This is a genomic window from Rhizobium sp. FG96, assembly GCF_057808655.1.
On record NZ_JBMDIL010000009.1, the window covers coordinates 94964 to 118703 of the forward strand.

Below are 23740 nucleotides of genomic sequence, written 5' to 3' on the forward strand. Positions count from 1 at the left end.
TCGCCATGCCCAGTTCATCGACCGGCAACCCTTTGCCGGGTCTCAGATTCCGACAGCGCTTTCCGCTGTTCGCCCTCATCATCGAGCGCTTCGTGCTCTCGCTCGTCCTGCTTTTTGCCGTATCGATCCTGATCTTCGGCGGCCTCGAAGCGCTGCCCGGCGATTTTGCGACGACCTATCTCGGCCAGTCGGCAACGCCGCAGGCGGTCGCCAATATCCGCCAGGATCTCGGCCTCGACCGGCCGGTGACGACCCGCTACGTCGAGTGGCTCGGCAATGCCGTCCAGGGCGATTTCGGCACCTCATGGGCCAGCAAGAACTCGGTCAGCGAGCAGATCGGCAAGCGCTTGGGCAACTCGCTGTTTCTGGCCGGCTTCGCCGCGCTGATCTCGGTACCGCTTGCCGTGGCGCTCGGCATGCTTTCGGTGCATTTCCGAAACCGGATGCCGGACAAGATCATCAACGTCATTTCGCTTGCGGCGATCTCGCTGCCCGAGTTCTTCATCGGCTACCTGCTGATCATGTTCTTCGCCGTGAAACTCGGCGTCGCGACCTTCCCCGCAACGGTCTATGACAGCATGGGCTTCGTCGAGCGGCTGAAGGCGATCGCGCTGCCGACAGCAACTCTCGTGCTGGTCGTCCTTGCGCACATGATGCGCATGACGCGGGCCGCAATCCTTTCCGTCATGTCGTCGGCCTATATGGAAACCGCCGAGCTCAAGGGCCTCGGCGCCTTCCGCTCGATCGTCAAGCATGCCGCACCCAATGCACTGGCGCCGATCATCAACGTCGTGGCACTCAATCTGGCCTATCTCGTCGTCGGCGTCGTCGTCGTCGAGGTGGTCTTCGTCTATCCCGGCATGGGCCAGTACATGGTGGATGCGGTCACGGTGCGCGACATGCCCGTCGTCCAGGCCTGCGGCCTGATCTTCGCTGCGGTCTACATCTTCCTGAATATGATTGCCGACATTCTGGCGATCGTCGCCAACCCGAGACTGAGGCATCCGCGATGAGATTGAGAGATATCCCCATCACCGCCTGGATCGGCATCATCGGCATCGTCATTGCCTTCATCTTCGCGATCTTCGCGCCCTGGATCGCCCCCTATGGCGAGACCGAGGTCGTCGGCAATGTCTGGCAGGTCGCCGACAACCAGTATTTCTTCGGCCTCGACAATCTCGGCCGCGATATCCTTTCGCGGCTGATCTACGGCGCCCGCACCACGCTCTTCGTGGCGCTCGGCGCAACGCTGATCTCTTTCTCGCTCGGTATCCTTCTGAGCTTCACGGCCGCCGTGTCGCGCGGGATCATCGACACCGTGTTCTCACGCTTCAACGACCTGATGATGTCGATCCCGACGCTGATCTTCGCGCTGGTGGTTCTCGCCGTGCTGCCGCAGAATATCGTCATCCTGATCCTGGTCATGGCAATCCTCGATTCCACCCGCGTCTACCGCCTCGGCCGCGCCGTGGCGCTCGATGTCGCGGTCATGGAATTCGTCGAGGCCGCCAAGCTGCGCGGCGAAGGCAAGCTCTGGATCATCTTCCGCGAAATCCTGCCGAACACGCTTTCGCCGCTGCTGGCCGAATTCGGCCTGCGCTTCGCTTTCTCGATCCTCTTTCTCTCCACCCTCTCCTTCCTCGGCCTCGGCATCCAGCCGCCGGCCGCAGACTGGGGCGGCATGGTCAAGGACAACAAGGACGGGATCATCTTCGGGATTTCCGCAGCGCTGGTTCCGGGTACGGCGATCGCCGCGCTCGCGGTCTGCGTCAATCTCGTCGTCGACTGGCTTTTGAAACGCACATCCAGCCTCAAGGGAGGACGCGGCGATGCCTGAGCTTCTTTCAGTTCGCAATCTGAAGATCGAGGCCACCAGCTATCCGCCGGGCGAGCCGCCGAAGCGGGTGACGATCGTCGATGGCGTCTCCTTCGACCTGCAGAAGGGCAAGGTTCTCGGCCTGATCGGCGAATCCGGCGCCGGCAAATCGACGATCGGCCTTTCGGCGCTCGCCTATGGCCGCGGCGGCGCCGAGATCACCGGCGGCGAAGTGCTGCTCGAGGGCAAGGACATCCTGCCGCTCGGCAAGGGCGGCATCAGGCAGATCCGCGGCGCCCGTGTCTGCTATGTCGCGCAGTCGGCGGCCGCCGCTTTCAATCCAGCCCACAAGCTTGGCGACCAGGTGATCGAAGCTTCCGTGAAGCATGGCCTGATGAGCAAGGAGGAGGCGCGCAAGCGCGCGCTTTATCTCTTCCAGGTGCTGGGTCTTCCGAGCCCCGAAACCTTTGGCGACCGCTTCCCGCATCAGGTCTCCGGCGGCCAGCTGCAGCGCGCCATGACGGCGATGGCGCTCTGCTCCAATCCGTCGCTCATCGTCTTCGACGAGCCGACGACGGCACTCGACGTGACGACGCAGATCGACGTGCTCGCGGCGATCAAGCACGCGATCGAGGAGACGCATACGGCGGCCCTCTACATCACCCACGACCTTGCCGTCGTCGCCCAGATCTCCGACGACATCATGGTTCTCCGCCACGGCAAGACGGTGGAATATGGCAGCGTGCAACAGATCATCGAGGCGCCGGCGCAGGACTATACGCGTGCGCTGGTCAACGTCCGGCAGGCGGCGCGCGACGAAGCGCTGGATCAATCCGGCGCGCTGCTCAAGGTCGAGAATATCAGCGCCGAATATTCCAACGGTTTCAAGGTTCTGCACGGGGTTTCTCTTCACGTGCCGAAAGGACAGACGCTCGCCGTCGTCGGTGAATCCGGTTCGGGGAAATCCACCCTTGCGCGGGTGATCACCGGGCTGCTTCCGCCGAACGAGGGCAAGATCATCTTCGATGGCAAGCCGCTGACGCCGAGCCTTCGCAACCGGCCGAACGACGACCTGCGGCGGATCCAGCTGATCTACCAGATGGCCGATACCGCCATGAACCCGCGCCAGACGGTGCGCGATATCATCGGCCGTCCCCTGACCTTCTATTACGGCCTGCGGGGCGCGAAGAAGACTGCGCGCGTCAAGGAACTGCTCGACCAGATCGAGATGGGCAACGGCTTCATCGACCGCTATCCCGCCGAACTCTCGGGCGGCCAGAAACAACGCGTCGCAATCGCCCGGGCACTCGCCGCGAAGCCGGAGCTCATTCTCTGCGACGAGCCTACTTCGGCGCTGGACCCGCTGGTCGCCGAGGGCATCCTGAAGCTTCTGATGCGGCTTCAGGAGGAAGAGCAGCTCTCCTGCATCTTCATCACCCACGATATCGCGATCGTCCGGGCGATTGCCGATAGCGTTGCGGTGATGCACCGTGGCAAGCTGGTGCGGTTCGGGCCGAAGTCTAAGGCGCTTTCGCCGCCCTTCGACGACTACACCGACCTGCTTCTGAAGTCGGTACCGGAGATGGAGATCGGCTGGCTGGAGCGCGTGTTGGCGACGCGCCGGATGGAGAGCGCCGGCAACTGAGATTTCGGGGCGGCGCAGGCCGCCTCGTTCCCATGACAGTGCATGAAGGAAAAGACATGACCGCGCGCGGCTTCACCACCATCGAGAACCACTGGATCACGCTCAAGGACGGGACGCGGCTTGCCGCCCGCATCTGGATGCCGGATGGGGCCGAAAGCGATCCCGTTCCCGCGGTTTTCGAGTTCCTGCCCTATCGCAAGCGAGATGGGACCTGCCTGCGTGACGAGTCGACCTATCCGGTCTTTGCAGCGGCAGGGATTGCCGGTGTGCGTGTCGATATTCGCGGCTCCGGGGAATCCGACGGTGTCATCGACGGGGAATATACCGAGCTCGAGCTTGCCAATGCCTGCGAACTGACCGCCTGGATTGCGGCGCAACCCTGGTCGAACGGCTCCGTGGGGATGATGGGCATTTCCTGGGGCGGCTTCAACAGCCTGCAGGTGGCAGCACTGCGCCCGCCGGCGCTGAAGGCAGTCATCTCCATCGCCTCCACGGTCGATCGCTATAACGACGACATTCACTACAAGAACGGCTGCCATCTCTCGGCGCAGCTCTCCTGGGCCGCGACCATGCTCGGCTATCAGTCGCGGTCGCCCGATCCCGCCCTTGTCGGCGCGCGCTGGAAGGAGATGTGGCTGGAGCGGCTGGAACACGAACCCTTCTTCATGGAAGAGTGGCTGAGCCACCAGCGCCGCGACGAATTCTGGCAGCATGGCTCGATCTCCGAGGATTTCTCAGAGGTCGAGATCCCGGCGCTCGTGATCGCCGGCTGGGCCGACGGCTATCGCAACACGCCGCTGATGGCGGTCGAGGGGCTGGGCGACAAGGCGAAGGCGCTGATCGGCCCCTGGGTGCACAAATACCCGCACTTCGCCTGGCCGAAACCGCGCACCGATTTCCATGGCGAGGCGATCGCCTGGTGGAACAAGTGGCTGCGTGGCGAGGAGAACGGCATCGACCGTCTGCCGCAGACGCGCGCCTATATTCTCGACGCCATCCGCCCTGCCCCGCGCCGCGATTTCGATCCCGGTTTCTGGGTCGCCAAGGACCTCTGGTCGAAGCCGCAGATGCAGTGCTTCTTTGTCGAGCAATTCGGCAAGCTGACCGAGGGCATGCCGATCCCGCAGGCGCCGGAACACGCCGTCTATCTGCGCTCGCCGCTCGATACCGGCACGTCGTCGGGCGAGTATTTCACGCTGAAGCCGGATGCCGAAATGGCGCTCGACCAGCGCTCAGACGATGCGGGCTCACTGACTTTCGAAACGGTCCCGCTTGCTGCCGATCACGACTATCTCGGCCGCCCGGTGCTGACGCTCGCTCTGCGCACGCAGGCAAGGACCGGCAATCTCTGCGCCCGTCTCGTCGATGTGCATCCGGATGGAACGGCGACCCGCGTTGCCTTCGGGGTAATCAATCTCACCCATCGCAACGGCAATGCGGAGCCGGAGGCGCTGACACCAGGCGAGAAGATCTCGATCCGGCTCGAGCTCGATGCCTGCGGCTATCGCTTCCGCAAGGGGCACCGGATCCGGCTGGCGATCTCGACCGCCTATTGGCCGATGATCCTGCCGCCGCCCGAAGATGACGGCGTCGAGATCGATATCGCCTCGCTCGGCCTCGGCCTGCCGCTGCTCGGCGCGCATGAGAAGATTGCGATCCCCGAGCCTGAAAACCCCGATCCGTTGCCGAAATATATCGAGCATGCGCCTGGCGTCACCAAGCGGCAGGTCCTGAAGGACCTCTCGGCCAATCGCACCGACTACCGCATCCACGAGGATACCGGGCTGTTCGAACATCCGGATACCGGCCTCTCGACCCGGCAGCTGCGCGAAGAAGTCTGGTCGATCACGCCGGGCGCCCCCCTGTCGATGACCGGTATTTCGACCTGGACCTGCGACATGCGCCGCCCGGATTGGTTCGTGCGGACGATTGCGACGGCAAAGATCGCCTGCAGCGCCAGCGACTGGATCATCAGCGCCGTGGTGACCGCCTATGAGGGTGAGGTGCAGGTCTTCGAAAAGGTATTTGCGGAGATGCGCATCCCCCGCGACCTGATGTGAGCGTCAGCCCGCCGCAAACCGGCGGACGGCTTCGCAGACAGCGCGAAAGCCCTGCTTGGCGCCCTCGCTCATATGGCGGGCGCGCAGCCAGGCGTGAACCATCTGCGGCTCCTCGCGGAACCAGACCTCGATCCCCGCTTGCGCCAGCCGCGCCGCATAGTAGCGGGCATCGTCACGCAAGGGGTCGAAGGCTGCCCCGGTGATATAGGCGGGCGGCAAGCCCCTGACATCCTTGGCGGCGAGCGCACCGGCGACGGGATCGCCGGGCGGCGCCTGGAGCACTTCGCGGTAGTAGGCGACATCGGCTGTCGTCAGTCCTGGCGCGTCGGCCATCTCGACATAGGAGCCCGTCGTCAGATCGCCGCCGAGCGCCGGATAGATCAGCACCTGACCTGCAATGCCCGCAATCCCCTTGTCCCGAGCCCGCAGGGCGAGCCCGGCCGCAAGATTTCCGCCGGCGCTGTCGCCGATCAGGACGATGCGGCTGCCGCCTGCGGCGAGAGCTTCCAGCACGGCAAAGCAATCATCGGTCTGCGCCGGCCACCGATGCTCCGGTGCCAGCCGGTAGTCGACGGCAACGAGCTCGGCGCCCGCGAAATCGGCGATCTCGGCGCAGATCGCATGATGGCTCTCCAGCGAGCCGACGACAAAGCCGCCGCCATGCAGATAGAGGAGCAACGTCGGCGTTCTGACCTTCGCGGGGCGATAGCGCCGCGTCGGGACATCGCGAATACGGCTATCGGCGAATGTCAGACCATCCGGGAGCGGCGGGCTGAAGCGGGCGCAGAGCGCATCATATTGCGCCCGCTGTGCCTCGATCGATTGCGACACGGCGTCATCCGAATAGACGCTGCTGCAGATTTCGAGAAATTCGAGAATGCCCTTCTCTTCAGGCATCGGGCGCGTAGCGGTCATGATGCAATCCGTTCGGTTCGGCGACATCATGCACGATAGGATTTGCCCCGAAGATTAGGCAAGCGCATTGACGCCATCGGCGCGCTGGAACCCGCCAGAGCGGCGATTATCCACGCCGCGCCGAGCGCTCCAAAGCTTCGCCGTCACGCGCAGGCTGCGGCTTCTCCGTCAGGCCGACCAGCTGACGCAGCGGGCTCGGCAGCTGATCGACGGCAACCGCGAAAGCGATCGAGACGACGGCGGTTGTTGCGGCGACGAGCGCAAAGCTCTGGATCGCCGGCAGATCGAGCGGCAGGACATAGTAGAGCGCTCCGACGGTCACTGTCTGGTGGACGATGTAGAGCGGAAAGACCAGCCGGTTCATCGTCACCAGCCGCTCGCTCGGCTGATTGAGATAGCGCGCCGCAAAACCGATCAGGGTCAAAATCATGCTCCAGGCGAGCAGGAAGACGCTGGTCTTGAAAAGCAGTGTTTCATTGACATCGTAGCTGCCGATTGCCTGCTCCGGCGCAACGGTCCAGGATGCCAGGTAGAGCCAGATGGTGGTCGCAAGCGCAATCCCGCCGCTGACATAGCGGCGCGCGATCAGCGTGCCGATCAGCGCCCGGTGATGGCGGGAAATCAGGAAACCGAGGCCGAACCAGCTGGCCCAGACTGCAAACCAGGCGCCGTCATTATAGAGCGCATTGGTCTCACGCGGGTAGATCGGCGACAGCGCCAGATTGAGGCCGAGCGGCAGCAGGAAGAAGAGGTAGATGGCGCCGGTTTTGGCGACGCGCTCGAACCAGGCGAAGATCGGATTTCCGGGCCGCAGCAGATACTGGAAGATCGGATAGCAGATCACCGACATCACCAGCAAATAGGCAACAAACCACATATGCGCCCAGGTGAAATTACCCGTCGGATATTTTCCCTCGGTGAAATAGCGCGTCAGCCAGAATTCGAGGAACGAGCCGGTATAGCCGTTCTCATACATCCGCTCGTACCAGACCTGCGGCACGACGATGACCGCCATGGCAAAGAGCAGCGGGATAAGCAGCCGCACCGTGCGCTTGTAGATGAAGGTCAGCCCCTGCTCCGGCTTGAAGGTGAAGGCGACGCCCATGCCGGAGATGAAGAAGAGGAGCGCAAGGCGCCAGGCACGCGGGAAATCCATGACCAGCGACAGGCCGCGGCTGGTATTCTCGCTATGCAGCAGCCAGCCCATGTCAGGGAAGAAGGCGGCCGAGGAATGATAAAGGATCAGCAGGCCGAAGGCGAAGACCCTCAGGCGATCGACATAGTAAAGTCTCTCTCTCATCGCAGACGACGGATCCCCACGCAGCACCATCATCCGACCTCTCTACGCCCCAGACGTTAAGGATCGCTGCCGAAACTTCGTAAACTGCTGCTTTATTAGCGGATTGATTGGGCGGCGATTCCCTGCACCTAAATCAACAGGCCGCGAAGATCACGGCGGCCATCGACGACGCGAACGATCTGAACGCGTTCAACCGGCATGTCATCGTCATCGGGGATGGTTTCGTAGAGGATCAGAAACGGCGCATCGACCAGCATCCGCGCACCCGGTCCGATCTCCGGGTGACGCGCTCCCATACGCGGCTGTTCGGCCAGCAGCTTCGCCTTGCGTTCAAAACTGTCGAAGAAGCGCTCGGCCGCCTGGGGTTGCTCCAAGCCGATGCGCACGTAGATGTCGCGCACATCTTTGAGAGCCTGCGGCAGCCAGACCAGATCAACCGGCATTTTTGCGAGCCGCGCTCAACTCCCGGCGCGCTTCGTCACGCAGCGTCTCGAAGTCAACCGAGACAGGCTCTCCGCTGGCCCTGCCCTCAGCCCAGAGGCGCCGCAGACGTTCGATGTCGCCTTTCCGGGTCTCCCACTTTGCGGACCAGTCCCGCATCGCCTCGCGGATGACTTCGCTGCTGCTCGCATAGGCGCCGCTGCTGACGGCGTCTCTCAGCAACTCCGCCTGCTGCGGCGTCATTGAAACGCTGATCTTCTCGACATTGGCCATGAAGTATTCTCCATCTCGGTGGTAAAAATTACCACCGCAACGACAATTTGCCAAGAACGCCCTCCGTTGGAATGCGACAGCGACCACCACAATTTCGTTCTCGCCATCGGCCAACATTTGCGTGAGAGAAAACCTTTTCTCACTTGACACAGCACTTGGTAAAAGGTTTTCTCACCGCAAAGCTTAGGAGGAAAAGCTGAACATCTCGGGAGGAAAACGCGGGCGGATTACCATCCATGACGTGGCTGCGGCTGCGGGCGTCAGCATATCGACGGCATCGAAGGCGTTGAACGATACGGGCCGCATGGGCGCCGAGACCCGCGAGCGGGTGAAGCGCATTGCGACGGAGATCGGCTTCAGGCCGAATGCTCTGGCGCGCGGTCTCCTGAGCAAGCGCAGTTTCACCATCGGGCTGCTGACGAACGACACTTACGGTCGCTTCACGCTGCCTGTCATGGCCGGTGTTTCCGAAGCGCTGGTCGATCATGGCGTCTCGGTTTTCCTCTGCGCGATCGAGGATGATCCGGCGCTCGGTCAGATCCATGTGGATGCGATGCTCGACAAGCAGGTGGATGGAATCATTGCCACAGGAAAGCGCCTGGACAGACGGTTACCAGTCGATCTGTCGAACCTGAACGTGCCCGTCGTCTATGCCTTTACCGAAGGCGCGCCCGACAGCGTCACGTTCAGTTCCGACGATGGGCATGGCGCGCGGCTTGCGACGGAGTGGCTGCGGAAACTCGGGCGCAGGCGGATCGCCCATATTACCGGGCCGGAGGATTTCGTCTCGGTTCGCGAGCGCGCCAATGCCTATCGCGAGGTGGCAGGCGACGGCGTGCCGGTTCTCTTCGGCGTCTGGTCGGAAGGCTGGGGGCATGATGCGGTGGCGAGGCTCTGGAATGCCGGAGGCGAGAAGCCTGACGGCATCTTCTGTGGCAACGACCAGATCGCCCGCGGTGTCATCGATGCGTTGCGCGAGCGCGGCATCAAGGTGCCGCAGGATGTGTCGGTGGTCGGCTTCGACAATTGGGAGATTGTCGCGGCGCAGACCCGGCCGCCGCTGACGACGGTGGATATGGAGCTGAAGGAGCTCGGGCGGCAGGCAGGATTGACGATCCTGTCGCTTGCGGAGGGACGCCCGGTGGAGCCCGGCGTGCGGAAATTGCCGTGCCGCCTCGTCGTGCGGCAGACATGCGGGGGCGACGCCCTCGGGATTTAGAAACGGCGCGAAGGAGACGCGCCATATTGGGAGGAGTGCCATGATGAAGCGTCTGTTGGTGGCAACGAGCATTGCCACCCTTAGCCTCGTATCGACAGCCTCGGCTGCCGAGAAGATCGAAATGTGGGTCCGTTCCGGCATCGGCGACGCCTTCAAGAAGGTTGTCGAAGCCTATAATTCCAGCCACGAGAACCAGGTCGTCGCCACCGAAGTGCCATTCAGCGAACTGGTGCAGAAATATGCGACGGCGATCGCCGGTGGTCAGGCGCCCGATGCGCTGTCGATGGACCTGATCTATACGCCGGCCTTTGCTGCGGCCGGCCAGCTCGAAGACCTCTCGGACTGGGCAAAGAGCCTGCCCTACTTCAACTCGCTGTCGCCGTCGCATGTTCGCCTCGGCACTTATGACGGCAAGATCTATGGTCTGCCGCTCTCGGTCGAGACCTCGGTCTTCGCCTGGAACAAGGACCTCTACAAGAAGGCCGGGCTCGATCCCGAGAAGGCGCCCACCACTTGGGAAGAGATTTCGGCCAATGCCGAGAAGATCCGCAAGCTCGGCGACGACACCTACGGCTTCTATTTCTCCGGCGGCGGTTGCGGCGGTTGCATGATTTTCACCTTCACGCCACTCGTCTGGGGCGCGGGTGCGGATATCCTCTCCGAGGACGGCAAGACCGCGACGCTCGATACGCCGCAGATGCGCAAGGCCGTCGGCTTCTATCGCGATATGGTCAAGAAGGACCTGGTTCCGGCAGGTGCGGCCAGCGATAACGGCTCGAACTTCCTGAGCTTCACCAACGGTAAGATCGGCCAGCAGTCGCTCGGCGCCTTCGCAATCGGCACGCTGGTCACCAGCCATCCCGATATCAATTTCGGCGTGACGCTGATCCCCGGCGTCGATGGCAAGCCGTCGTCCTTTGCCGGTGGCGATAACTTCGTCATCACCAAGGGCACAAAGAAGATCGACGCGGTGAAGGAGTTCCTCGAATATATCTATTCGATGGACGGCCAGAAGGTCATGGCCAAGTATGGCAGCCTTCCGACCCGCGGCGACATTGCCGATCAGGTGCTTGCCGGGCTCGACCCGCGCATGCAGGTCGGCCTGAAGGCGATCTCGATTGCCAAGACGCCCTATACGCTGCAGTTCAACGACCTGATCAACAGCGCCAACGGCCCCTGGGCGACCTTCACCAATGCAGCGATCTTCGGTGACGACGAAGACGGAGCCTTCTCGAGCGCCCAGTCCGAGATGCAGTCGATCATAGACAGCGGCCAATAATCTCTCCCGGCCGCGGCCGGGGAGCAGTGGCAGCTCTCCGGCCGATCCATTCCATGCAGCAATGAAAGATGCGGAGCATTTCGATGACCGTTTCAGGTCCCCAGCGCCCTGCCGGCAGCCGCAAGAGGCGGCGCAGATCGCAATGGCGCGGGCTTCTCTATATCGCGCCGGCCATGGCGCTCGTCATCGTCTTCTTCGTGATGCCCGTGATCTTCACCGGCTGGATGAGCCTGCACAACTGGCCGCTGATGGGCGCCCAGCGCTGGATCGGCTTTGCCAACTATACCCGCATGTTCAACGACAGCCGCTTCATGGCGGCGCTGAACTTCACCGCCTATTACACCGTCATCGTCACCATCGCGATCTTTGCCGTTGCCTTTCCGCTTGCGATCTTCGTCGAGAAGGAACGGCGCTTCGTCAGCACCTACCGGACGATCATCTTCCTGCCCGTCGTCGTCGGGCTTGCGACCGCCTCCCTGCTCTGGGTCTGGCTTGCCAATGTCGATAGCGGCTTCTTTGGCCCGGCGCTGCGGGCGCTCGGCCTCGTCGAGCGCAGCCCGAATATCATGGCAAGCTTCGACACCGCTTTTGCGACGATCGTCGTCATGGTCGTCTGGAAGATCGCCGGCTTCACGATGATCATCCTGCTGACCGGCCTGCAGGCGATCCCATCCGAACTCACGGAAGCCGCGCGCATCGATGGCGCCGGGCGCTGGCAGCGCTTCCGGCATCTGACCTTGCCGCTGATGCGTCGCACGATCGCGCTCGCGCTCGTCGTCTCGGTCACCGGCTCGGTTCTTGCCTTCGACCAGTTTTACATCATGACCTCGGGCGGGCCGCAGAACAAAATGATCTCGGTGGTCTACTACATTTTCAACCAGTCCTTCGTGTCGTTCAATCTCGGTTACGGCGCGGCCCTGTCGATCGCGCTCTTGGCGATCCTGGTGGCGATCTCCATCGTCCAGCTTTGGCTGCTGCGTGTCGGGGAGGAGCGCTGATGACCACCTCCAGAGAACGCCGCGCCCGCAAGCGGTTCCGTTCGCAATCGGCCTATCACGTCGCCGGGATCGCTATTTCGGTGTTTTTCCTGGCGCCGTTCGTCATCGCCCTGCTCTCGTCGTTCCGGCATGGTACGGAAGCGAGCCTGCCGCCGCTGCCGCCATGGCCGACGACGGGCGTCAGCTTCGATGCCTATGCCCTGCTAGATACGTTCGGCGCCGGCATCTGGCAGCACATGATCAACTCGCTCTTCGTGTCGCTCGCCACCGTGGTGCTGACGGTCGCCGTCAGCCTGCTCGCCGGCTATGGCTTCTCGCGCTACCGCTTCCCGCTGAAGAATGTGCTTTTCGTGCTGATCATCGCCACGCTGATGATCCCGTTCCAGTCGATCCTGACGCCGCTCTTCATCATTCTCGCCAAGCTCGGCCTCAACAACTCGCTGCTTGGGCTGACGCTTGTCTATGTGACGTTGCAGCTCCCCTTCTCGGTCTTCATGATGCGCAATGCCTTCGATGCCGTGCCGAAGGAGATCGAGGAAGCCGCCCGTATCGACGGCGCGCGGGATCTTAAACTGCTGGTCAGGGTGCTTCTGCCGCTGGTCCTGCCGGGCGTGGCGACCGTTGCGATCTTTGCGTTCCTGAATGCCTGGAACGAGTTCCTTGCCGCTCTCGTGCTGCTCTCCAGCAACGAGAAATACACGCTGCCCGTCCTGATGACGGCAGTGCGCGCCGGGCGCCTCGGCGCCATCAACTGGGGTGCGGTTCAGGCCGGTGTGGTCGTCATGACGATCCCCTGCCTGATCGTCTTCCTGCTTCTGCAACGCTACTACATGCGCGGGCTGATGGCCGGCGCGGTGAAATGATGATCTTTCAACGAAATGGATGAAGCCATGAACAAGCTGAAGAGAGACCGCCAGTTCCGCCCCCTGCCCGTACCGAGCGTCGAGCTCGCCGGCCTTTTCGGCGATCGCCAGGATGCGATCTGCGATTCAACGGCCGAAACGCTGCTCGACCGCTGCGTCGAGGCCGGCATGATCCAGGCGATCGATGTCAGCCAGCCGAGCCCCGGCGTCGTCATCCCGATCGGCCCCTGGGGCGGCTCCACACAGATGTTCTGGGACAGCGACCTCGGCAAATCGATCGAGACTGTCGCCTATTCGCTCTATCGCCGCGCCAATCCGAAGCTTGAGGCGCGCGTCGACGAAATCATCGACATGTACGAGAAGCTGCAGGACAAGGACGGCTACCTGAACGCCTGGTTCCAGCGCGTGCAGCCCGGCCGCCGCTGGACGAACCTGCGCGACCACCACGAACTCTATTGCGCCGGACACTTGATCGAGGGTGCAGTCGCCTATTACCAGGCGACCGGCAAGCGCAAGCTGCTCGACATCATGTGCCGCTATGCGGATTACCTGATCACCGTTTTCGGCCATGGCCCGGGCAAGCTCGCCGGCTATTGCGGCCACGAGGAAGTAGAACTGGCGCTGGTAAAGCTGGCGCGCGTCACCGGCGAGAAGAGATATCTCGACCTCTCGAAATTCTTCGTCGACGAGCGCGGACAGGAGCCGCATTTCTTCACGGAAGAAGCGGTGCGCGACGGCCGCAGTGCGGCCGATTTCCACCAGAAGACCTATGAATATGGTCAGGCACATGTGCCGGTGCGCGATCAGAAAAAGGTCGTCGGCCATGCCGTGCGCGCCATGTATCTGTATGCCGGCATGGCCGACATCGCCACCGAGTATAATGACGATACGCTGACCTCGGCACTCGAAACGCTCTGGGACGACCTGACGACGAAGCAGATGTATGTGACGGGCGGCATCGGCCCGGCGGCGTCCAACGAAGGCTTCACCGACTATTACGACCTGCCGAACGAAAGCGCCTACGCCGAGACCTGCGCCTCCGTCGGTCTGGTCTTCTGGGCGAACCGAATGCTGGGCCGCGGCCCGAACCGGCGCTATGCCGATATCATGGAGCAGGCGCTCTATAACGGCGCAATGGCCGGCCTTTCGCTCGATGGCAAGACCTTCTTCTACGAAAACCCGCTGGAAAGCGCCGGCAAGCATCACCGCTGGATCTGGCACCATTGCCCCTGCTGCCCGCCGAATATCGCCCGCCTGCTGGCCTCCGTCGGCTCCTATATGTATGCGGTCGCCGAAGATGAGATTGCCGTTCATCTCTATGGAGAAAGCAAGGCCCGCTTCGAGCTCTCGGGCACCAAGGTCGAGCTGGCGCAGACAACCCGCTACCCCTGGGATGGAGCGATCCATTTCGACCTCAATCTCGACCACCCGGCCCGCTTCGCGCTGTCGCTGCGCATTCCGGAGTGGGCGGACGGCTCCACGCTTTCGGTCAATGGCGAGAGCATCGGCATCGAATCCATCTCAACGGACGGTTATGCGCGGATTGAGCGCGACTGGAAGAGTGGCGATGCGGTCGATCTCGTCATTCCGCTTGCAGCGCGCAAGCTCTTCGCCAACCCGCTCGTCCGCCAGGATGCCGGCCGCACCGCACTGATGCGCGGGCCGCTGGTCTATTGCGTCGAGGAGACCGACAATGGCGCCGGGCTGAACGGTATTTCGCTTTCGGCAGATCCGTCGAAGGCGAAGGTCTCTGAAATCGCGGGGCTTCGCGGCGCGGTCGCTCTCGACCTGCCCGTCAGCCGCGATGCTTCGGATTGGGGCGCCGATCTCTACCGGACCACGCCGCCCTCCGCGAAGCCGGCCACCGCCCGCTTCGTGCCCTACCCCTTCTGGGACAACCGCGAGCCGGGCGAGATGCTCGTCTGGGTCCGCGCCGGCGAGGCGCGCGGTGAATAAGATGGCGGATACAGGCGTCGTACTTGCCGGAGTTCGCAAGAGCTTCGGCAGCCTGGATGTGATCCATGGCATCGACCTGACGATATCGGAGGGATCCTTCGTGGTCTTCGTCGGCCCCTCCGGATGCGGGAAGTCGACCCTGCTGCGGATGATTGCCGGGCTGGAGGACGTCACCGATGGTGAGATCGAGATCAAGGGGCGCAACGTCACCGATCTCGATCCTTCGGACCGCGGCATCGCCATGGTCTTTCAGTCCTATGCGCTCTATCCGCATATGAGCGTGCGCGAAAACCTCGCCTTCGGGCTGAAAATGGCACGCACGCAAGCGGGTGAGATCGAGGCACGCGTCAAGGCCGCCTCGGCGATCCTGAAGATCGACCACCTTCTCGACCGCCGCCCGGGCCAGCTATCGGGCGGCCAGCGGCAGCGCGTGGCGATCGGCCGGGCCATCGTGCGCAAGCCCGAGGTCTTCCTCTTCGACGAGCCGCTATCGAACCTCGATGCCGAACTGCGCGTCTCCATGCGCATCGAGATCGCCCGTCTGCATCGCGAGCTCGGCAACACCATGATCTACGTGACGCACGACCAGACCGAGGCGATGACGCTCGCCGACCAGATCGTCGTGCTGCGCGACGGGCGCATCGAACAATCGGGCACGCCGCGCGAAATCTACGAGCGCCCGGCCAATACCTTCGTCGCGGGCTTCATCGGCTCGCCGCGGATGAACCTGCTCGACGCCGTGTGGCAGGGCGCGGGCCGGGTTTCGGCTGGCGGACAGGCGGTCCAATCAGGTCTCGCCGGGAGCGCACTGGTATCGGGCGCCAAGGTGAAATTGGGGATTCGGCCTGAGCATCTGACCGTCAGCACCACCGGCACGGACGGGCTGGAGGCAACGGTCGATTTCGCCGAATATCTCGGCGGCACGCAATATCTCTATTGCCAGCTGCCCGACGGCCAGCCGGTCACCGTCGAATATCGCTCGGCGGCGGAGATCAACACCGGAGGCCGGATTTTTCTCAGCGCTGCTCCGGCGGATATCCGATTGTTCGATGAAGGCGGCCTCGCCGTCACGTGATTAGCTTCAGTATCAACAAGAGCCTATTTCGTAGGCTTTTGTTGATACTGCCCATTTTTATAGCCATCCGCTTGCCAGCATTGCTGCACTGCGTCATAAATGCTGCATGAGCCACTTCGACCTGACGATCCTTGTCATCGATGAAAACGCGATCCGCTCCTCGATCATCGAAGAGGGATTGCGGGAGGCGGGGCATATGCGCGTCACCGTCATCCATGAGGTGCAGGGCGTGGCGCGGATCATCGAGACGCTGAAACCCGATGTCATCATCATCGACATCGAGAATCCGAACCGGGACATGATGGAACATCTCTTCCAGCTGACCCGCTCGATCAGCCGCCCGATCGCCATGTTCGTCGATCGCTCCGATACCGCCTCGATCGAGGCCGCCGTGGAAGCCGGCGTCTCCGCCTACATCGTCGACGGGCTGAAGAAGGAGCGCGTCAAGCCGATCCTCGACATGGCTGTCAGCCGCTTCAATGCCTTCAGCCGCTTGCAACGGGAACTCGCCGACGCCAAATCAGCGCTGGAGGAGCGAAAGGTGATCGAGCGGGCCAAGGGCATCATGATGCGGATGCGGGGCCTTTCGGAAGAGGAAGCCTTTGCGTTGCTTCGCCAGACGGCAATGAACGAGAAAAAGAAAATGTCCGAAATTGCGCAAAGTGTCGTGACGGCTGCGGGGCTGCTGATGTGAGCCCGGCCCGCGATGCAATAAGCGCCTGGAGGACGCTGGAGTGAATGCCTTGACCAAGATTGCCAGCGGCAGCGCCCGCATCGCCTCTCCCGCCCTGTCCAACGGCGAGGGACCGAGAGTTCTCCGCGCCGGTTTCATCCCGCTTGTCGATGCATCGGTGCTGATCGCCGCCGCCGAATTCGGCTTTGCCGCCAGGGAGGGCATCGCACTCGAACTGGTGAAGGATGTGTCCTGGGCGAATGTCCGCGACCGCCTGGCCTTCCGGCAGTTCGACATTGCCCACATGCTCTCGCCGATGCCGGTTGCCGCCATGCTCGGCCTCGGCTCCAATCCATCGCCGACCATCACGCCCTTCTCGCTCGGCCGCGGTGGCAATGCGATCACGCTTTCGACGCGGCTTTTTGAACGCATGCAGCAGGTCGCGGGTACCGGGGAAACCGCGAGCGCGATGGAGAACGCCAAGGCGCTTGCCGCCGTGCTTGCCGATATGCGGGCACGCGGCGAACCGATGCCGACGCTCGGCATGACCTATCCCTTCTCCTCGCATAATTACGAGTTCCGCTACTGGCTCGCCGCCGGCGGCATCGATCCCGATCATGACGTCAAGCTCGTCGTCGTCCCGCCGCCGCTGACATCGGATGCGCTTGCCGCCGGCGCGATCGACGGCTTTTGCGTTGGCGCGCCCTGGAACATGATTGCCTCCGAGCGCGGCGTCGGCCGCATCGTCGCCGCCAAGCAGGATATCTGGCCGTCGGCTCCAGAAAAGGTAATCGGCATGCGGCCGGATTGGGCAGAGCGCCATCCGGAGACCGTCTCGCGGCTGATCGTTGCACTCGATGCGGCCGCGCGCTGGTGCGACGACGCGGCAAACCATGACGCGCTTGCCGATGTCCTCGCCGATCTGCGCTACATCGCGGCGCCTGTCGAGATCATTCGACACGTTCTTGCTGGTGAGTTCAGCCTCGACGCCAAAGGCAACCGTCGCGTCATCGAGAACTATTTCCAGTTCCACGGCCAGTTCGCCAATTATCCGCGCCCGAGCCAGGCGCTCTGGATCTACAGCCAGATGATCCGCTGGGGCCAGGCCGAGCCCAGCCTGACGCTGGCGCGCGCCGCCGCTTCCGCCTATCGGCCGGACCTCTACCGCGCCGCACTCGGCGACGATTGCACGCCCGAGGATGCCGATGTTCGCATCGAGGGAGACCGCGATGGCGAGCGCTTCATGGACGGCCGCATCTTCGATCCGGGCGACTTCGCTGCCTACATCAACGGCTTCGAAGTGAAGAGCGCATCGATCGCCATCCGGCAGCTGGACGAGGGCTGAAGGTCTGCCGCGCTGCACAAATTGCTAGCAGCGCGGTCCGCTTCCATCCAGGCATTCGCATAAAAGATGCGCAGAATTTTAGAACGCATAAAAATTCACTTGCCATCATTTCAAGGCAGAATACCAAACGCTTTCAATCAATTGACGGCAGCGATCTGAAATTGGCACGGCCTTTGCAGGGCTAATAGCGCCCGGATCAACGGCGATCCAGGCAGATGAGCGCGCGATAGGCGCTTGCAAGAGACATCGACGTCGCAAGGTTTTTGCTGTCCGGGACCCTCCCTTCCCGCAGACGCAATCTCCGAGCGGCGTTTTTTTGTGCCCAAAATCCGGCGACCACTCGACAATAAGGGGAACTGCGCATGACCAAGATCCTCACCGGCAGCTTCAGCCGCCGCAATCTTCTGAAGACGACAGCGACGGCAGCCCTGATCGGCGCGGTCCGCTCAGCCTTCCCATCCGGCGCCTTTGCGGCGGCTGCCACGCCTGAAGTCACGGGCGCCAAGCTCGGCTTCATCGCACTGACGGATGCCGCGCCGCTGATCGTCGCCAAGGAGAAGGGCCTCTTCGAAAAGCACGGCATGCCCGATGTCGACGTCGCCAAGCAGGCATCCTGGGGCGCCACCCGTGACAATCTCGTGCTCGGAGGCGCGGCGAACGGCATCGATGGCGCCCATATCCTGTCGCCGCTGCCCTACCTGATGCAGGCCGGCAAGGTGACGCAGAACAACCAGCCGGTGGCGATGTCGATCCTGGCGCGGCTGAACTACGACAGCCAGGGCATCTCGGTCGCCAAGGAATATGCCGAGACCGGCGTGCAGCTCGACGCTTCCAAGCTGAAGGCCGCCTTCGAGAAGAAGAAGGCTGCGGGCGGCGAAGTGAAGGTGGCAATGACCTTCCCCGGCGGCACGCACGATCTCTGGGTCCGCTACTGGCTCGCCGCGGGTGGCATCGATCCCGACAAGGACGTTTCGACCATCGTCGTTCCACCGCCGCAGATGGTGGCGAACATGAAGGTCGGCAACATGGACGTCTTCTGTGTCGGCGAGCCCTGGAACGAGCAGCTCGTCAATCAGGGCATCGGCTTCACCGCGGCGACCACCGGCGAGCTCTGGAAGGGCCACCCGGAAAAGGCGCTCGCCATGCGCACCGAATGGATCGAGAAGAACCCGAACGCCGCCAAGGCCCTGCTGATGGCCGTGATGGAAGCCCAGCAATGGTGCGACAGCATGGAAAACAAGGAAGAGATGGCGACGATCCTCGGCAAGCGCCAATGGTTCAACGTGCCGCCGAAGGACGTGCTCGGCCGCCTCAAGGGCGACATCAACTACGGCAATGGCCGTGTCGCCCACGGCACCGATCTCCACATGAAATTCTGGGCGGGCGGCGTTTCCTACCCGTTCAAGAGCCACGACACCTGGTTCATGGCCGAGAACATCCGCTGGGGCAAGTTCGCGCCCGACACCGACATCAAGGCGCTGGTCGACAAGGTCAACCGCGAAGATATCTGGCGCCAGGCCGCCAAGGATCTCGGCGTCGCCGCCGCCGATATTCCGGCCTCTTCCTCGCGCGGCAAGGAGACCTTCTTCGACGGCAAGGTCTTCGATCCCGAGAACCCCTCCGGCTATCTCGACAGCCTTGCCATCAAGGCCGCGTCCTAGTTCCCCGCCTCCGGCGCGTGACGGGCGCGCCGGCCTTTTCTTGCCTTAAGGAGCGATCGCATGTCAGCCCTCGCAAAGAATGAACCGATTACCCCAGCGCAGCCTGCCCCCAAGACGGCAAACGTGGTGCGCCTGAGCAAGGCGCCTTCGCGCCGCGTCAATGTCCGGCAGCTTGCGACAGCCGCCGCCCGCAATGTCGTGCCGCCGCTCGTCGTGCTCGCAGTGATGCTCGGCGTCTGGCAGCTTCTCTGTTCGTCGCCGACGGCCTCGCTGCCCTCGCCGCATCAAGTCTGGCAGGAAAGCTACGATCTGATCGCCTTCCCGTTCTTCAACTACGGCTCGCAGGATATCGGCCTCGGCTGGCGCGTGCTGGTTTCGTTGCAGCGGGTCGCCTATGGCTTCGGACTTGCCGCTGTCGGCGGCATCGTCATCGGCGCGATCATCGGCCAGTCGGTTTGGGCGATGCGCGGTCTCGACCCGATCTTCCAGGTGCTGCGCACCGTGCCGCCGCTCGCCTGGCTGCCGCTGTCGCTCGCGGCTTTCCAGGACAGCAATCCTTCGGCGATCTTCGTGATCTTCATCACCTCGATCTGGCCGGTCATCATCAATACCGCCGTCGGCGTGCGCAACATCCCGCAGGATTACCGCAACGTGGCGCAGGTTTTGCGGCTGAACCAGATCGAGTTCTTCTTCAAGATCATGCTGCCTTCGGCCGCCCCCTACATCTTCACCGGCCTGCGCATCGGCGTCGGTCTCTCGTGGCTGGCGATCGTCGCCGCCGAGATGCTGACCGGCGGTGTCGGCATCGGCTTCTTCATCTGGGATGCGTGGAACTCGTCGCGCCTGCCCGACATCATCGTCGCCCTCGCCTATATCGGCGTCGTCGGCTTCGCCCTCGACAAGCTCGTGGCGGCAGCCGGCCGGCTGATCACCCGCGGCGCTTCGGCAAATTGAGGAGATCAGAGATGACCGCTTATTTGAAGCTCGACCATATCGACAAGCATTTCGATCGCGGCGGCGTTCATGCCGAAGTCCTGAAGGGGATCAACCTGACGATCGCCAAGGGCGAATTCGTCTCGATCATCGGCCATTCCGGCTGCGGCAAGTCCACGCTGCTCAACCTGATCGCCGGACTGACGCCCGTCTCCTCGGGCGCCGTCCTGCTGGAAAACCGCGAAGTGAACGCGCCGGGGCCGGAACGCGCCGTCGTCTTTCAGAACCATTCGCTGCTTCCCTGGCTCTCCGTCTACGAGAACGTCAATCTGGCCGTCTCCAAGGTCTTCGGCGGCAGCAAGACGAAGGCGGAGCGCCATGATTGGGTGATGGCCAATCTGGACCTCGTGCAGATGGCTCACGCCAAGGACAAGCGCCCCGCCGAGATTTCCGGTGGCATGAAGCAGCGCGTCGGCATCGCCAGGGCGCTTGCCATGGAGCCGAAGATCCTACTGCTCGACGAGCCGTTCGGCGCGCTCGATGCGCTAACCCGCGCCCATCTGCAGGATGCCGTCATGGAGATCCATGCCCGGCTCGGCAACACGATGGTGATGATCACCCACGATGTCGACGAAGCGGTGCTTCTCTCGGACCGGATCGTGATGATGACCAACGGCCCGGCGGCCAAGATCGGCGAAGTCCTCGACGTGCCGATCCCGCGTCCGCGCAACCGCATCGAGCTCGCCTCCGACCGAACCTACCTCAAATGCCGCGAGGCCGTGCTGAAGTTCCTCTACGAGCGTCACCGCTTCGTCGAAGCTGCGGAGTAACACCATGACCGAGAAACTCGTCATCATCGGCAATGGCATGGCGCCCGGGCGCATGCTGGAGCATCTCTTCGAACAGGCGCCCGGCCGCTACGCCGTCACCATCTTCAACGCCGAACCGCGCGTCAATTACGACCGCATCATGCTCTCGCCGGTTCTCTCCGGCGAGAAGACCTACGAGCAGATCGTCATCCACGGCGACGGCTGGTACATCGACCACGGCATCACGCTCTACAAGGGCCACAAGATCGTCGCCATCGACCGCGACGCAAAGACCGTGACCTCCGATCACGGCGTCACCGAAAGCTACGACAAGCTGGTCATCGCCACCGGCTCCGTGCCCTTCATCATCCCGGTTCCCGGCAAGGACCTGCCGGGTGTCATCACCTATCGCGATCTCGACGACGTGCAGGCCATGCTGCTTGCCGCCCAGTCGCGTGAAAAGGCGGTCGTCATCGGCGGCGGCCTGCTCGGTCTCGAGGCGGCTGCCGGTCTTGCCCAGCGCGGCATGGACGTCACCGTTCTCCACGTCATGCCGACGCTGATGGAGCGCCAGCTCGATCCGGCGGCCGGCTACCTGCTGCAGAAGGCCGTCGAGGAACGCGGCATCAAGGTCATCTGCAAGGCCAATACCAAGGCGATCGTCGGCGACGGCAAGGTGGAGGGCATCGAGCTCGATAACGGCACGATCATTCCGGCGACGCTCGTGGTCATGGCTGTCGGCATCCGTCCGAACGTCAATCTCGCCAAGGATGCCGGCCTCGCGGTCAACCGCGGCATCGTCGTCGATGCCGGGATGCAGACCTCGGATGGCGATATCTATTCGGTCGGCGAATGCGCCGAAGTGGGCGGCATGGTCTATGGCCTGGTCGCCCCCCTCTACGAGATGGCGCGGGTCGCTGCCTCGCATCTGGCGGGAGACAGCAAGCCTGCCTTCGTCCATTCGGATACGCCGACCAAGCTCAAGGTGACCGGCATCGAGCTCTTCTCGCTCGGCGACTTTGCCGATGGCGACGATCGCGAGGAAATCGTCCTGCGCGATGCGACCGCGGGCGTCTACAAGCGCCTCGTCATCAAGGAAAACCGGATCATCGGCACCGTGCTCTATGGCGAAACGGCCGATGGCGCCTGGTTCAACGACCTGAAGAAGAAGGCGACCGACATCTCGCAGATGCGCGACACGCTGATCTTCGGTCAAGTCTATCAGGGAGGGTCGCCGCTGGACCCTATGGCGGCCGTTGCAGCCTTGCCGGATGATGCGGAAATCTGCGGCTGCAACGGCGTCTGCAAGGGAAAGATCACATCGACGATCAGTGCCAAGGGGCTGACCTCGCTGGATGATGTGCGTGCACACACGAAGGCCTCGGCCTCCTGCGGCTCCTGCACCGGCCTCGTCGAACAGCTGATGTCGCTGACGCTCGGCGATGCCTATAACCCAGCCGCGGTCACGCCGATGTGCACCTGCACGGAGCTCGGCCATGACGACGTGCGCCGCCTGATCAAGGCAAAGAAGCTGAAGACCATTCCTGCTGTCATGCAGGAACTGGAATGGAAGACCTCCTGCGGCTGCGCCAAGTGCCGCCCGGCGCTGAACTACTATCTGGTCGCCGACTGGCCGGATGAATATGCCGACGACTACCAGTCGCGGTTCATCAACGAGCGTGTCCATGCCAACATCCAGAAGGACGGCACCTATTCGGTCGTGCCGCGCATGTGGGGCGGCGTGACGAATGCCAACGAGCTGCGCGCCATCGCCGATGTCATCGACAAATTCGAGATACCGATGGTCAAGGTCACCGGCGGCCAGCGCATCGATTTGCTCGGCATCGAGAAGGAAGACCTTCCCGCCGTCTGGGCCGATCTCGGCAAGGCCGGCTTCATCTCCGGCCAGGCCTATGCCAAGGGGCTGCGCACCGTGAAGACCTGCGTCGGTTCCGACTGGTGCCGCTTCGGCACGCAGGATTCGACCGGCCTCGGCATCCGCATCGAGAAATTCATGTGGGGCTCCTGGACGCCGGCAAAGCTGAAGCTGGCGGTTTCAGGGTGTCCGCGAAACTGCGCCGAGGCGACCTGCAAGGATATCGGCGTGATCTGCGTCGACAGCGGTTTCGAGATCCATTTCGCCGGTGCTGCCGGTCTCGACATCAAGGGCACCGAAGTGCTCGGCCTTGTCAGGACAGAGGACGAAGCGCTGGAGTATATCGTGGCGCTGACGCAGATGTATCGCGAGCAGGGCCGCTATCTCGAGCGCATCTACAAATGGGCCAAGCGCATCGGCCTCGACGAAATCCGCCGGCAGATCATGGAGGATACCGAGAAGCGCACCGGCTACTACGGGCGCTTCGTCTTCTCGCAGAAATTTGCCCAAGTCGATCCCTGGTCGGAGCGCGTCTCCGGCAAGGACAAGCACGAGTTCAAGCCGATGGCGACCGTCGGCTTCAGCGAAGCGGCGGAGTGAGGA

20 protein-coding genes are annotated in these 23740 nt (G+C 62.9%); 16 read left to right on the forward strand and 4 right to left on the reverse strand.

Features of this window, described 5'->3' with window-relative positions:
* Positions 1–5: 5 nt before the first annotated feature.
* The 4 genes from ACODR6_RS18985 to ACODR6_RS19000 are packed head-to-tail and all read left to right on the forward strand — an operon-like array spanning position 6 to position 5521.
* Positions 6–1013 (forward strand): ABC transporter permease, encoded by a 1008-nt coding sequence (locus ACODR6_RS18985; RefSeq protein ID WP_489023622.1) that lies wholly within the window; start codon positions 6–8, stop codon positions 1011–1013.
* Entirely contained in the window at positions 1010–1837 is an 828-nt protein-coding gene (locus ACODR6_RS18990; RefSeq protein WP_130281027.1) for an ABC transporter permease, read from the forward strand. The genes ACODR6_RS18985 and ACODR6_RS18990 overlap by 4 nt, the downstream gene beginning before the upstream one ends.
* Complete coding sequence (locus tag ACODR6_RS18995) at positions 1830–3461, forward strand: ABC transporter ATP-binding protein (RefSeq protein ID WP_489023625.1); 1632 nt, start codon at positions 1830–1832, stop codon at positions 3459–3461. Before ACODR6_RS18990 ends, ACODR6_RS18995 begins: the two co-directional genes overlap by 8 nt.
* 56 nt (positions 3462–3517) lie before the next feature.
* Positions 3518–5521 carry a CocE/NonD family hydrolase gene (locus tag ACODR6_RS19000; RefSeq protein ID WP_489023627.1) on the forward strand — a complete coding sequence of 668 codons (2004 nt, stop codon included), beginning with the start codon at positions 3518–3520 and terminating at the stop codon, positions 5519–5521.
* A gap of 3 nt (positions 5522–5524) precedes the next feature.
* On the opposite strand, the gene ACODR6_RS19005 is transcribed toward ACODR6_RS19000, so the two are convergent.
* The 4 genes from ACODR6_RS19005 to ACODR6_RS19020 all read right to left on the reverse strand — a co-directional run bounded on the left by ACODR6_RS19005 (position 5525) and on the right by ACODR6_RS19020 (position 8450).
* Complete coding sequence (locus ACODR6_RS19005; RefSeq protein WP_489023629.1) at positions 5525–6436, reverse strand: alpha/beta hydrolase; 912 nt, start codon at positions 6434–6436, stop codon at positions 5525–5527.
* 106 nt (positions 6437–6542) lie between these two features.
* Entirely contained in the window at positions 6543–7736 is a 1194-nt protein-coding gene (locus ACODR6_RS19010; RefSeq protein ID WP_489023631.1) for an acyltransferase family protein, read from the reverse strand.
* Positions 7737–7864: 128 nt separating this feature from the next.
* Positions 7865–8179, reverse strand: a complete 315-nt coding sequence (locus tag ACODR6_RS19015; RefSeq protein ID WP_489023633.1) for a type II toxin-antitoxin system RelE/ParE family toxin — start codon at positions 8177–8179, stop codon at positions 7865–7867.
* Positions 8169–8450, reverse strand: coding sequence for a ribbon-helix-helix domain-containing protein (locus ACODR6_RS19020; RefSeq protein ID WP_130281015.1), 282 nt, complete (start codon positions 8448–8450; stop codon positions 8169–8171). The genes ACODR6_RS19015 and ACODR6_RS19020 overlap by 11 nt, the downstream gene beginning before the upstream one ends.
* A gap of 196 nt (positions 8451–8646) precedes the next feature.
* Between ACODR6_RS19020 and ACODR6_RS19025 the strand changes: the two genes are divergently transcribed.
* The 12 genes from ACODR6_RS19025 to nirB all read left to right on the forward strand — a co-directional run bounded on the left by ACODR6_RS19025 (position 8647) and on the right by nirB (position 23737).
* On the forward strand, positions 8647–9669 hold the full coding sequence (locus ACODR6_RS19025) for a LacI family DNA-binding transcriptional regulator (protein ID WP_489023862.1): 1023 nt from the start codon (positions 8647–8649) through the stop codon (positions 9667–9669).
* A 40-nt stretch (positions 9670–9709) separates the two neighbouring features.
* The gene (locus tag ACODR6_RS19030; protein WP_112717678.1) at positions 9710–10948 is read left to right on the forward strand and encodes an ABC transporter substrate-binding protein; all 1239 of its coding nucleotides are present in this window, start codon (positions 9710–9712) and stop codon (positions 10946–10948) included.
* 83 nt (positions 10949–11031) lie between these two features.
* Positions 11032–11946, forward strand: a complete 915-nt coding sequence (locus tag ACODR6_RS19035) for a carbohydrate ABC transporter permease (protein ID WP_203430932.1) — start codon at positions 11032–11034, stop codon at positions 11944–11946.
* The gene (locus ACODR6_RS19040; protein WP_203430933.1) at positions 11946–12809 is read left to right on the forward strand and encodes a carbohydrate ABC transporter permease; all 864 of its coding nucleotides are present in this window, start codon (positions 11946–11948) and stop codon (positions 12807–12809) included. The genes ACODR6_RS19035 and ACODR6_RS19040 overlap by 1 nt, the downstream gene beginning before the upstream one ends.
* Before the next feature lie 27 nt (positions 12810–12836).
* Entirely contained in the window at positions 12837–14765 is a 1929-nt protein-coding gene (locus tag ACODR6_RS19045) for a glycoside hydrolase family 127 protein (RefSeq protein ID WP_489023637.1), read from the forward strand.
* Position 14766: 1 nt separating this feature from the next.
* Positions 14767–15840 carry an ABC transporter ATP-binding protein gene (locus ACODR6_RS19050; protein WP_203430935.1) on the forward strand — a complete coding sequence of 358 codons (1074 nt, stop codon included), beginning with the start codon at positions 14767–14769 and terminating at the stop codon, positions 15838–15840.
* A 106-nt stretch (positions 15841–15946) separates the two neighbouring features.
* Positions 15947–16534, forward strand: a complete 588-nt coding sequence (locus ACODR6_RS19055) for an ANTAR domain-containing response regulator (RefSeq protein WP_112717670.1) — start codon at positions 15947–15949, stop codon at positions 16532–16534.
* A gap of 49 nt (positions 16535–16583) precedes the next feature.
* The gene (locus tag ACODR6_RS19060; protein ID WP_489023640.1) at positions 16584–17858 is read left to right on the forward strand and encodes a CmpA/NrtA family ABC transporter substrate-binding protein; all 1275 of its coding nucleotides are present in this window, start codon (positions 16584–16586) and stop codon (positions 17856–17858) included.
* Between the two features lie 362 nt (positions 17859–18220).
* The gene (locus ACODR6_RS19065; RefSeq protein ID WP_489023642.1) at positions 18221–19519 is read left to right on the forward strand and encodes a CmpA/NrtA family ABC transporter substrate-binding protein; all 1299 of its coding nucleotides are present in this window, start codon (positions 18221–18223) and stop codon (positions 19517–19519) included.
* 60 nt (positions 19520–19579) lie between these two features.
* Entirely contained in the window at positions 19580–20473 is an 894-nt protein-coding gene (gene ntrB / locus ACODR6_RS19070; RefSeq protein WP_489023644.1) for a nitrate ABC transporter permease, read from the forward strand.
* Positions 20474–20484: 11 nt separating this feature from the next.
* Entirely contained in the window at positions 20485–21282 is a 798-nt protein-coding gene (locus ACODR6_RS19075; protein ID WP_489023646.1) for an ABC transporter ATP-binding protein, read from the forward strand.
* A 4-nt stretch (positions 21283–21286) separates the two neighbouring features.
* Positions 21287–23737, forward strand: a complete 2451-nt coding sequence (nirB, locus tag ACODR6_RS19080; RefSeq protein WP_489023648.1) for a nitrite reductase large subunit NirB — start codon at positions 21287–21289, stop codon at positions 23735–23737.
* The last annotated feature ends 3 nt before the right edge of the window (positions 23738–23740 follow it).